Genomic DNA, 10,033 nt, shown 5'->3' with positions numbered 1-10,033 from the left:
CGGTCTTCTCGATGATCGCCACACTGCTGATAACGCAGTTCGTGGCCCATTCGCTCACCGCGCCGCTGGACGAGATGAACACGGTGGCTAGGGGCGGCGGGGGCGAGAAAACCCCCACCTCACCTCACCGGCAACGTAAGCCCCCAAGCCCCCTCACGAACCACCCACGTCCGAGTCCGCACCGGCCCGCCGACCACCGCATCCGCCCGGTACCGAAAATCCGCCCCGGACACGGTGACCGTCCGCCCTCGCGCGTACAACGGCGAAGCCTCCGCCCCCACCGACACCGGCCGCACCTCCACCTCGGCGAACCCCGAGACCCCCGGCGTCACCGAAACGCCCTCCACCGGCTGATCCAGATCCACCAGCGTCACCCCGTCCACCTCGACCCGCAGCCGGGCGGGCCCGGGCCGGGGCAGACCGGCGAGCGGCTCTCGCGACGGCCGGGCCGGCACCAGCGTCCGTACCAGCGACTGACACGTCCGCAGCCACGACGCGTGCCCGGAACCAGAATCGGAACCGGACGAGGACCACACCGCCGTCGCCCCCACCGGCGGAGCCTCCCGCAAGGGGAGCGACGGAATCCGCAAAGCGCCCAGCACCACCCCGTCGCTGTCGTCCACGAGCAGATCCATCCGCCGTACGACCCCGTCGAGCACGGCGCGCGCCGCGGCGACCGCCCCCGTGGGGACGCCCAGAGCGCCCGCCAGGGACAGCGCGCCCCCCACCGGCACCATCGACAGCGCACATCCGGCCAGTTCCCGCTGCCGGTACAGCAGGGACACCGCCCGCAGAAGCGCCCGGTCGTCGCCGACCACCACCGGGCGGCGCGAACCCCGCCGCGCCAGGACGCGGGCGAATTCCTCGGGCCCCTCCGGCAGGCACACCTTCGTCGCCGCACCCGCGCTGAGCACGTCTTTCGCGATACGGACGGACTCCGCGTCGGCGCGCCGGGCGACCGGATCGATGACGACCAGCAGCTGATCGGAAGTCGCGAAAGTCGCCACCTCGGCCATGCCTCGCTTCCTCGGGTAGCATCTTTGTGCAAGAGCCCCTTGCGCTATTGCGCCAGGGGCTTCGTCTATTCCGGGGCATCCGGTCCGACGGGTCGCGACCGACGAGGGTCGCCGGCGTGCGAGGCACACACGTGCCGCGTACGCCCCTGACCTTGGACATGCCCCGCCCGGAAGGGGTGTACGCGCGTGCCCGCACTTGTGCTGCTCGGTGCTCAGTGGGGTGACGAAGGCAAGGGAAAGGCGACGGACCTGCTAGGTGGGTCCGTCGACTATGTGGTGCGCTACCAGGGCGGCAACAACGCCGGCCACACGGTAGTCGTGGGCGATCAGAAGTACGCCCTTCACCTGCTCCCTTCCGGGATCCTCACACCGGAGTGCACGCCGGTCATCGGCAACGGTGTCGTCATCGACCCGTCGGTCCTGTTCTCCGAGCTGAACGGACTGAACGAGCGCGGCGTCGACACGTCCAAGCTCCTGATCAGCGGCAACGCTCACATCATCACGCCCTACAACGTGACGGTGGACAAGGTGACCGAGCGCTTCCTCGGGAAGCGGAAGATCGGCACCACCGGCCGAGGCATCGGCCCGACCTACGCGGACAAGATCAACCGCGTCGGTATCCGGGTCCAGGACCTCTACGACGAGTCGATCCTCACCCAGAAGGTCGAGGCGGCCCTCGACGCCAAGAACCAGATGCTCACCAAGCTCTACAACCGCCGCGCGATCGCGGTCGACCAGGTGGTCGAGGAGCTGCTGGCCTACGCGGACCGGCTCAAGCCGTACGTCGCCGACACCGTCCTGATCCTCAACAAGGCGCTCGACGAGGACAAGGTCGTCCTCTTCGAGGGCGGCCAGGGCACGCTCCTGGACATCGACCACGGCACGTATCCCTTCGTGACGTCGTCGAACCCGACCGCGGGCGGCGCCTGCACCGGCGCCGGTGTCGGCCCGACGAAGATCAGCCGGGTCATCGGCATCCTGAAGGCCTACACGACCCGTGTCGGCTCGGGCCCGTTCCCGACCGAGCTGTTCGACGCGGACGGCGACGCGCTGCGCCGCATCGGCGGCGAGCGGGGCGTCACCACCGGCCGCGACCGGCGCTGCGGCTGGTTCGACGCGGTCATCGCCCGCTACGCGACCCGCGTGAACGGCCTGACCGACTTCTTCCTCACCAAGCTCGACGTCCTCACCGGCTGGGAGGAGATCCCGGTCTGCGTGGCGTACGAGATCGACGGCAAGCGCGTCGAGGAACTCCCGTACTCGCAGAGCGACTTCCACCACGCGAAGCCGATCTACGAGACCCTGCCCGGCTGGAGCGAGGACATCACGAAGGCCAAGACCTTCGCGGACCTCCCCAAGAACGCGCAGGCGTACGTCAAGGCACTGGAGGAGATGTCCGGCGCCCCGATCTCAGCGATCGGTGTCGGCCCGGGCCGCACGGAGACGATCGAGATCAACTCGTTCATCTAGAGCGGCGGTTGATTGAGGTACTTGGGCCGGTCTTGGGAAACCTTGACCGGCCCTTGGGCTGTCCGTGGTTACGCCGGTAACAGGTGAGGGCCAGCATCTACGCGGGTAGCCCGCCGCGCCCCGCACGCAACACCCGCCCTCTCCGCCCTTCCAGGAGTCCCGAATGCCCGTCAATCCCATGAATCGCCGTGAGTTCGTGCAGAAGTCAGCCGTCACCGGCGCTGCCGTGGCCGTCGCGGGAACCGTTGGAGCCGGGAGCGCGCAAGCCGCCGAGCACACCCCCGCGAAGCCGCCGAAGGCGCCCAAGACCTGGTCGTTCTCCATCCTGGGCACGACCGACCTGCACAGCCACGTCTTCAACTGGGACTACTACACCAACGCGGCCCCGGTCGACTCCAAGGGCAACACGTACGGCATCGCCCGTATCGCCACCCTCGTCAAGAACCTGCGCGCACAGAAGGGCGAGGGCCGGGTGCTCCTCGTCGACGCGGGCGACATCATCCAGGGCACGTCCCTCGCGTCGTACTACGCGAGCGTCGACCCGATCACCGGCAAGAACGGCAAGCGCGGCCCCAAGCACCCCATGGCGATCGCCATGAACGAGATGCGCTACGACGCCGCCGCCCTCGGCAACCACGAGTTCAACTACGGCATCGAGGTCGTCCGCACCTTCGAGAAGCAGTGCCACTTCCCGCTGCTCGGTGCCAACGCCCTGGACGCGAAGACGCTGAAGCCTGCCTTCGAGCCCTACACGGTCAAGCACATCCGGGTGCCCGGGGCGCCCGACATCAAGGTCGGCATCCTCGGCCTCACCAACCCGGGCATCGCCCTGTGGGACAAGGACAACGTCTCCGGGAAGATGACCTTCACCGGCCTGGTCGAGCAGGCGAAGAAGTACGTGCCCCGCCTGCGCGCGCTCGGCTGCGACGTCGTCTTCCTCACCGACCACTCGGGCCTGGACGGCTCGACGTCGTGGGGCGACGAACTCCCCTACGTGGAGAACGCGTCGAACCTGGTGGCCGAGCAGGTCCCCGGCATCGACGCCATCCTCGTCGGCCACACGCACGTCGAGGTCCCGTCGTACACCGTGAAGAACGAGGAGACCGGCAAGGACGTCGTCCTCTCCGAGCCCTACTGCTACGGCTACCGCCTCTCGGTCTTCGACTTCGAGCTGGAACTGGAGCGCGGCTGCTGGAAGATCACCAGCACCACCGCGACCACGCTGAACAGCAACACCGTCGCGGAGGACAAGAGGATCACCGAACTCCTCACGGCCGACCACGAGTTGGTGGTCAAGTACGTCAACACGGCGATCGGCACCTGTACGGAGGCCATGTCGACGACGGAGGCCTGTTGGAAGGACGTCCCCGCCATCGACTTCATCCACCAGGTCCAGATGGACGCGGTGAAGTCGGGCCTGTCCACGGCGGACGCCGCGCTCCCGCTGATCTCGGTGGCCGCGTGCTTCAGCCGTACGGCCACCATCCCGGCCGGCGACGTGACGATCCGCGACGTCGCGGGTCTCTACGTCTACGAGAACACGCTGTACGGCAAGAAGCTCACCGGCGCCCAGCTCAAGGACTACCTGGAGTTCGCGGCGAAGTACTACCACCAGGTGCCGGCAGGTACGAAGGTGGACACCGCGACGCTGACGAACGCCAACAGCTTCTGGGACTACATGTACGACACGGCGGCCGGTGTCTCGTACGACGTCGACATCGCGCAGGCCGAGGGCTCCCGCATCAAGAACCTGACCTACAACGGCACGGCGGTCGCCGACGACCAGGTCTTCGTCGTCGCGGTCAACAACTACCGCGCCAACGGCGGCAGCGGCTACCCGCACATCGCCGCCGCGGAGACCGCCTACAGCTCCACCAACCAGGTCCGCGACCTGATGATCGCCTACGCCACGGCGAAGGGCACGATCGACCCGGCGGCGTTCGCGGCGGCCAACTGGAAGCTGACGCAGGCCGGTACGGCGGTCTTCTAGGAGTCCCAGGAGTTCACTTCCTGACAACCGTCTGCGGATTTCTGTGAGTTGCTGTGAATGATCAACTTCACGGCCCCTTCACACCGGACATTCACTATGTTCCGTCCATGTCCCATCGAAGACGGTTTTCCCCGGCGGTCGTACGACGTACGGCCGCCGGGCTGACCTGGCGGGCACGGCCGTGGGCCTCTACGGCGACGGGTCGAACGGCATGTGCGACTTCTCGGCCCAGGATCTCCACCGGCACGTCGCCTACGCGCGGTGGGCTTCGCTGCTCGTGACCTGGGTGCTGCTGTACCTGGGCAACATCTGGCTGCGGTACGTCACTTGGACGGCCGTGGTACTGCGGCGGCTCTTCTGCGCCGCGGCCGGGACCCTGATGCTGATCGCCGGAGGGACGAGCCTGTGCTGAAGCCGCTCCGCGAGGAACTCGTCGGACTCTGGACCGAGTCACTCCTCACCGTGACGTCCGCCGTGTGGTGGACGTACCTGCTGTGGGCCCACCGCAACGCTCTGTACGCCGACCTCGCCCCCGGACTGCGCGGTGCGAATCTGGCACTGGTCGCGGTACGCGGCATCGCGGTGCTGACGTTGTCCCTCTGGCTCTTCCAGGACCTGTAGATCAGTGACCCGCGGTCAGTCGGGGCAGGCGAGCGGCAGGCCGAGGCAGGCGTGCAGGGCTTGGCTCAACCGCCCGTCGACAGCGGCACGTTCAGCAGCGGGGTCGGGCGACTCCTCCGGCGGGATGAGTGCGTACGGCAGTGCCGTGGTGAGCACGGCGAGTGTGGCCGTGTCCCGCTCGATGCCACTGGGCAGATGTCCGGTCACATGCTCGGTCAGCCAGTGCGAGGCCGTCCGGTGCCACACGGTGTCCGGACGGAGGACGGCGGCATACGTCAACACCGGTTCGGTCCGTGCCATGGCCGCGACGACCGGATGCTCCCGCAACAGCCGGGCCGCCCGCACCACGATGCGCACCCCCTGACACCGCGGCGGCGGCAACGGGCCGGGTACTTCCCGGGCCTGGTGCAGCACACGTTTCAGTTCCTGCAACGTGACATCGCGCAGCAACACGTGAGGAGTGGCCCAATTCCGGTAGAAGAACGGGCGGTTGGTGTCGGCCAGCTTGGCGATGTGGGTGATGCCCACGCGCCGGGGCCCACGCATGGCCAGCGCGTCCAGCGTCGCGCGGTACACGGTGGCCATTCCGGGCGGAGCCTGGACATGCTGCGAGCTGCTCATGTGAGCAGCATGGCGCGGGGGGAAGGTAGGTGTCCCAAAAAAGTGTGTCGGTTTCCCCGAAAGTGTCACACTTTTTTAGGGGAGGGTGTCGGGGGTGGCGAGGAAGGCGCACCAGGCCACATCGGAAACGGTGACGACCCCACGCTCCGGCTCCTTGGAGTCGCGGATGTGGATGGTGTGGGGGCAGGTGGCTATCTCGACGCAGTTCCCGCCGCCGCCGTCGCTGTACGAGGACTTGCGCCAGTCGAAGGCGACTTCGAGGCAGTCGCCGCCACCGCCGTCGCTGTAGCTGGACTTGAACCACCGCAAGGCGCGGGTGTCGCTCATCTCTCTTCTCCTGTCAACCGCTCGATGAGGCTCAGGGAGTCGTCGGGGCTCAGAGCCTGTGCGCGGATCTTCGCATAGCGGTGCGTCAGTTGGGACACCTCCGGCGGATCACTGATCAGGATGCCCTGGTCCTCGATCTCCATGTAGACGACGTGCTCGTGGTCCTTGGTCACCACGAGCTTCATGGCGCCACGGTCGCCGGCGTACGTTCCGCGCAGCCCACGATCCATCGGCAGCACCTGAACACACACATTGTCCCGCCGCGCGTCCTCGGCGAGCGAGCGCAACTGCTCCCGCTGTACGTCCCAGCTGCCGAACGGCCGTCGCAACACGCCCTCTTCGAGGATCAGCTCGATCATCGGGGCCGGGTCCCGATCGAAGAGTTTCCTGCGAGCCAGCCGAGCCTCGACGAGTTCTTCCCGCTTCTGCTCGGACACCGGCGGATAGCTGCCGCCGATCAACGCCCGCGCGTAGGCCTCGGTCTGGAACAGGCCGTCGACGACCAGCGTCGCGTACGAGGAGAGTGTGACGGCCCCCGCCTCGATCTCCGCGAACCCACGGAACCGGACCGGGTACTTCTCCAGCAGCATCCACTTGCGCGCCTTGTCGAAGACCCCGAGCCCGGCCCCGACCGTCTCCTCCAACTTGACGAGCATGTCGTCGCTCGCGGGCTGCGCGCACGTCTCCATCGCGCTGATCGCCGAACCGGTGTAACCGATCAGCTTGCCCAACTCGGTCTGTGTGAGCCTCTGTTGCTCACGCAGTGCTTTCGCCAGGGCGGCGACGACATGCGCCGCACCACCGGCCTCCGACTTGTTCTCCGCCCGCGCCATCGCGGTCACCCCCGGACTCAACCGAACTCAACCGGTCACCAACACCCCGCGCCCGTGCCCAACCGTCGCGGACAGTCGACGCAGAGTCATGGAAGACGCTAGCCGGACCCGCCGAAACTATCCGCATGGATACGCAAAGTGACCTGAAATGGATCCCCGCGACCGGCATCCAACTGCGCAAGGCAGGGGTCCAGTTCGACGCGGTACGGGTGGACGGCGACGAGGGCAGAGACCTGGCGGACCGCCTGGCCCGCATGACAGGAGGGGCGCCGGGCCCGGTCGTAGAGGAAGCGACGGGCAACAGGGCCGTCTACTTCCTGGTCCCGGCCGGCAGCACGTCCCACCGCCCCTGGCCACCCGGAGTAACCCGACTCACCGCCGGCCCGAACCACATGTCGTACATCCCGGTACCGGCCCTCAACGGCCAGACCTGGCCCCTGACTTGGCGCTACCGCCCGACAGCACCGGACCACTTCGTCCACACACTGCTGCTACGAACGGCCCTTCACCCTCAAGAGTGAAGAACGCCAACTACCGCCCAGGAAAAGCCGGTTACGGCTTGCGTTCGTCGCTTTGCGTGCCCATAGAGTCACGCCAACAAAGAACGCCCCCGCGGTGCGCTAACACCCGGGGGCTCGACACCAGGAGCAGCAACTCCGGATGCGCATTCATCGTACGACGCCCACGCGCGCCTTTTCCGTCTTCTCCAACGCTCTTCTCCGTGACCGGAGCATCTCGTGGTGCGCGGTCGGCGTACTGACGTACCTATTGAGCCTCCCGAACGAGGCCCGCGTCACGATCCGCACGCTCGCCGATCAGCGCAAGGAGGGGCGGTCGCGGATCGCCGCCGCCCTGCATGAGCTGGAGGATTCGCGGTATCTGCGGCGCGTGGTGCGCAAGAACCCGGAGAGCGGCCAACTCTTCACCGTGTACGAGGTTTTCGACACTCCGTACGAGGACGAGCCGCCTGCGGGTGAAGAAGAAAAAGTCGAGAACCTGGCCTCCGGCGAGTCGGCCCTCGCAGCGTCGGACGCTCTCCCTTCGGGAGAAAAAACCAGGGGACAAGAACCTCCCTCCCCGCCGCCTCAGGCCGAGTTGAGCGAGCGCACCGCGCTGGCCGCGAAGCTGCTCGGCTCGTTGGGGCGGACCGAGCCTCGGCTCACGCTCGGTGTCGCCGATGCGGCGCGGCTCGCGCCGTTGGTAGAGGAGTGGTGGGACCGGGGTGCGACGAGCGTCCAGGTGCGCGCGGCCCTGACGGACGGGCTGCCGCGTCGGATGTACTCACCCGGCGCCATCGTCGAGAACCGCCTACGGAGGAAATGCCCGGCTGATCCCACTTCCGCGCCGGTCACCACTGTCCGAGTGGAACCCCGCAAACCCGGCGCCTCCGGCTACCGCGAGGCCGCGCAGCGCGGAGGCGCACTCGCCCGCGCCCTGTTGCAGGGGCGCCCTGCGCTCGCGTAACCGCCCCCGCCCCCAGACTCCCGGCCGCACGCCCGTACAGCCGGGTCACCCCAACCGGAAGGAATGCGATGACCGCATTGCTCGACAGGGCCGAGACGGTATACCGGCAGTATACTTTCGTCATGGCTGACACCACCGTCAAGGTCGACCCCGCTGTCCGTGACCGCCTCATGGTGCTCGCCCGTGAGCGCGGGATGACCATGCGCGATCTCATCGCCGAGCTGGCGGGGGCCACGCCCACGCAGGAGGAGTTGCGGAAGCGGTACGAGGAGACCAAGGCGTACTGCGAGACGCACTTCGGGGTGACGCTCACCGACGAGGATCACGACCGGGCGGAGAAGATCTGGCAGGACCTTGAGGCCGGCCGGCCCGTGGACAGCCTGTGAATGGGGCGAAGGCCGGTTCGACCGGTGTCGTCTTCGACGAGTCCGCCCTGCTGGCGCTCGGCTCGGGGAACTCGCTTGCCTCGCAGTTCGTCTCGAACACCGAGCACGGGCCCACCCGGCATGTCTACGTTCCGGCGCTGTGCCTGGCCGCCGCCGACGGCATGCGCAAGGGGCTCGCCGAACATGTCGGCGCGCTGCCCGCCGTAGAGATCGTCGAGTTGGACTTCTCGGGGGCGTCCACCGTGGGTGCGCTGCTGCGCGACGGGGTGGAGTGGCGGCTCGGTCATGCGATCCATCTGTCCCGGCCGACGGTCGACTGGCCGGACGGGCGGCATGTCGTGACCGTCGATCCGGACGCGTACGCGGACATGCCTCTCGTGCGGACGATCAGGTTGCCGCACCAGCGGTGAACGGGAAGGGGGCGCCCTCACCGGGACGCCCCCTTTATCCGGGCATATCCTGAATGCGTCCACCCGCGCACGTCGACACGGAGAAGGTGACTGCGATGCGCATGATGCTGAAAGCGTCCATGGACACGGAGAAGGGGAACGAGGCCATCCGGAACGGGACTCTCGGGAAGTTGATTCAGGAGACCGTGGAGCAGATCAAGCCCGAGGCCGCCTACTTCACCGCGGAGGGCGGCAAGCGCACCGCGTTCCTGTTCTTCGACCTGGCGGACCCGACCGACATCCCGTCGATCAGTGAGCCGCTCTTCCTCAACCTGGGTGCCGAGGTGACCTACACGCCGGTGATGAACGCGGAGGACGTCGCGAGCGGCCTCGCCAAGATCCGCTAGGTGCTCACTCCTGCGGCGTCCCCTGGATCTTGGCCAGGGTCAGGACACCGCCGCCGATGCCCCATCCGGCGTCGGCGACCTCTTCCACCAGGACGAGCGTGGTGGCGCGGGCGCCGTCGCCGAAGATCTCGGCGTACAGGTCGGTGGTGCGCGTGATGATCTGTTCCTTCTGCTCCGCGGTGAGGGCGCCGGCGGGGACCTTGAAGTTCGCGAAAGGCATGGTGCTCTCTTTCCTCGTGGTGCTTTGCGGGATGAGACAACCATCCGTCCCCGTTGCCTGCCTCGCCAGGGCTGAACCCACCCAGGGGTCATCAGCCCCTGGCTCGGGGCCGCCGGAGAGGAGACGATGAGCGGGTGAACCTTCCCGAGCTCGCGGCGTTCCTCAGGTCCCGGCGTGATCGGGTCCGGCCGGCCGACGTCGGGCTGCCCGTCGGGCCCCGGCGCCGGGTGCCCGGTCTGCGGCGCGAGGAGGTCGCGCAGCTGGCGGGCCTGTCGGCCGACTACTACAC

General features: G+C 67.8%; 14 protein-coding genes and 1 pseudogene. 10 read left to right on the top strand and 5 right to left on the bottom strand.

Annotation, left to right across the window (positions count from 1 at the left end; all coding sequences use genetic code 11):
• Positions 1-119 precede the first annotated feature (119 nt).
• Positions 120-1,016 carry a diacylglycerol kinase gene (locus tag ACFWP5_RS50080; RefSeq protein WP_384173342.1) on the bottom strand — a complete coding sequence of 299 codons (897 nt, stop codon included), beginning with the start codon at positions 1,014-1,016 and terminating at the stop codon, positions 120-122.
• 186 nt (positions 1,017-1,202) lie between these two features.
• Here ACFWP5_RS50080 and ACFWP5_RS50075 point away from each other — a divergent pair, with 186 nt between their 5' ends.
• The 4 genes from ACFWP5_RS50075 (at position 1,203) to ACFWP5_RS50060 (ending at position 5,097) form a co-directional block, all read left to right on the top strand.
• Entirely contained in the window at positions 1,203-2,486 is a 1,284-nt protein-coding gene (locus tag ACFWP5_RS50075) for an adenylosuccinate synthase (RefSeq protein WP_384173339.1), read from the top strand.
• Positions 2,487-2,649: 163 nt separating this feature from the next.
• Positions 2,650-4,476 (top strand): bifunctional metallophosphatase/5'-nucleotidase, encoded by a 1,827-nt coding sequence (locus ACFWP5_RS50070; RefSeq protein ID WP_384173337.1) that lies wholly within the window; start codon positions 2,650-2,652, stop codon positions 4,474-4,476.
• A gap of 181 nt (positions 4,477-4,657) precedes the next feature.
• Positions 4,658-4,888, top strand: coding sequence for a hypothetical protein (locus tag ACFWP5_RS50065; protein WP_384173334.1), 231 nt, complete (start codon positions 4,658-4,660; stop codon positions 4,886-4,888).
• Positions 4,882-5,097 (top strand): hypothetical protein, encoded by a 216-nt coding sequence (locus ACFWP5_RS50060; protein ID WP_384173331.1) that lies wholly within the window; start codon positions 4,882-4,884, stop codon positions 5,095-5,097. Before ACFWP5_RS50065 ends, ACFWP5_RS50060 begins: the two co-directional genes overlap by 7 nt.
• Before the next feature lie 15 nt (positions 5,098-5,112).
• Here ACFWP5_RS50060 and ACFWP5_RS50055 read toward each other — a convergent pair whose 3' ends face one another.
• The 3 genes from ACFWP5_RS50055 to ACFWP5_RS50045 all read right to left on the bottom strand — a co-directional run bounded on the left by ACFWP5_RS50055 (position 5,113) and on the right by ACFWP5_RS50045 (position 6,887).
• Complete coding sequence (locus ACFWP5_RS50055) at positions 5,113-5,718, bottom strand: hypothetical protein (protein WP_384173328.1); 606 nt, start codon at positions 5,716-5,718, stop codon at positions 5,113-5,115.
• A gap of 75 nt (positions 5,719-5,793) precedes the next feature.
• The gene (locus ACFWP5_RS50050) at positions 5,794-6,045 is read right to left on the bottom strand and encodes a DUF397 domain-containing protein (RefSeq protein WP_384173325.1); all 252 of its coding nucleotides are present in this window, start codon (positions 6,043-6,045) and stop codon (positions 5,794-5,796) included.
• The gene (locus tag ACFWP5_RS50045) at positions 6,042-6,887 is read right to left on the bottom strand and encodes a helix-turn-helix domain-containing protein (protein ID WP_384173322.1); all 846 of its coding nucleotides are present in this window, start codon (positions 6,885-6,887) and stop codon (positions 6,042-6,044) included. The genes ACFWP5_RS50050 and ACFWP5_RS50045 overlap by 4 nt, the downstream gene beginning before the upstream one ends.
• Positions 6,888-7,003: 116 nt before the next feature.
• On the opposite strand from ACFWP5_RS50045, the gene ACFWP5_RS50040 reads away from it, so the two are divergent.
• The 5 genes from ACFWP5_RS50040 to ACFWP5_RS50020 all read left to right on the top strand — a co-directional run bounded on the left by ACFWP5_RS50040 (position 7,004) and on the right by ACFWP5_RS50020 (position 9,524).
• Positions 7,004-7,399 (top strand): hypothetical protein, encoded by a 396-nt coding sequence (locus tag ACFWP5_RS50040; RefSeq protein ID WP_384173319.1) that lies wholly within the window; start codon positions 7,004-7,006, stop codon positions 7,397-7,399.
• Positions 7,400-7,538: 139 nt separating this feature from the next.
• Positions 7,539-8,342: a hypothetical protein gene (locus ACFWP5_RS50035; RefSeq protein WP_384173316.1), complete on the top strand. Its 804-nt coding sequence runs from the start codon at positions 7,539-7,541 to the stop codon at positions 8,340-8,342.
• A 122-nt stretch (positions 8,343-8,464) separates the two neighbouring features.
• The gene (locus tag ACFWP5_RS50030) at positions 8,465-8,728 is read left to right on the top strand and encodes a hypothetical protein (protein ID WP_384173313.1); all 264 of its coding nucleotides are present in this window, start codon (positions 8,465-8,467) and stop codon (positions 8,726-8,728) included.
• Positions 8,725-9,138: a hypothetical protein gene (locus ACFWP5_RS50025; RefSeq protein WP_384173310.1), complete on the top strand. Its 414-nt coding sequence runs from the start codon at positions 8,725-8,727 to the stop codon at positions 9,136-9,138. Before ACFWP5_RS50030 ends, ACFWP5_RS50025 begins: the two co-directional genes overlap by 4 nt.
• Before the next feature lie 95 nt (positions 9,139-9,233).
• The gene (locus ACFWP5_RS50020) at positions 9,234-9,524 is read left to right on the top strand and encodes a hypothetical protein (protein ID WP_384173307.1); all 291 of its coding nucleotides are present in this window, start codon (positions 9,234-9,236) and stop codon (positions 9,522-9,524) included.
• A gap of 4 nt (positions 9,525-9,528) precedes the next feature.
• Here the strand turns inward: ACFWP5_RS50020 and ACFWP5_RS50015 are convergent, their stop codons facing one another.
• Entirely contained in the window at positions 9,529-9,744 is a 216-nt protein-coding gene (locus ACFWP5_RS50015) for a 4-oxalocrotonate tautomerase family protein (protein ID WP_019070350.1), read from the bottom strand.
• 134 nt (positions 9,745-9,878) lie between these two features.
• On the opposite strand from ACFWP5_RS50015, the pseudogene ACFWP5_RS50010 reads away from it, so the two are divergent.
• Positions 9,879-10,033: pseudogene (locus tag ACFWP5_RS50010) on the top strand (transcriptional regulator); the annotation flags it as partial.

Source organism: Streptomyces sp. NPDC058469 (genome assembly GCF_042721125.1).
Taxonomy (GTDB): domain Bacteria; phylum Actinomycetota; class Actinomycetes; order Streptomycetales; family Streptomycetaceae; genus Streptomyces.
The sequence above is the reverse complement of the archived record's forward strand: the minus strand, read 5'-3'. Positions and strand labels throughout refer to the sequence as shown.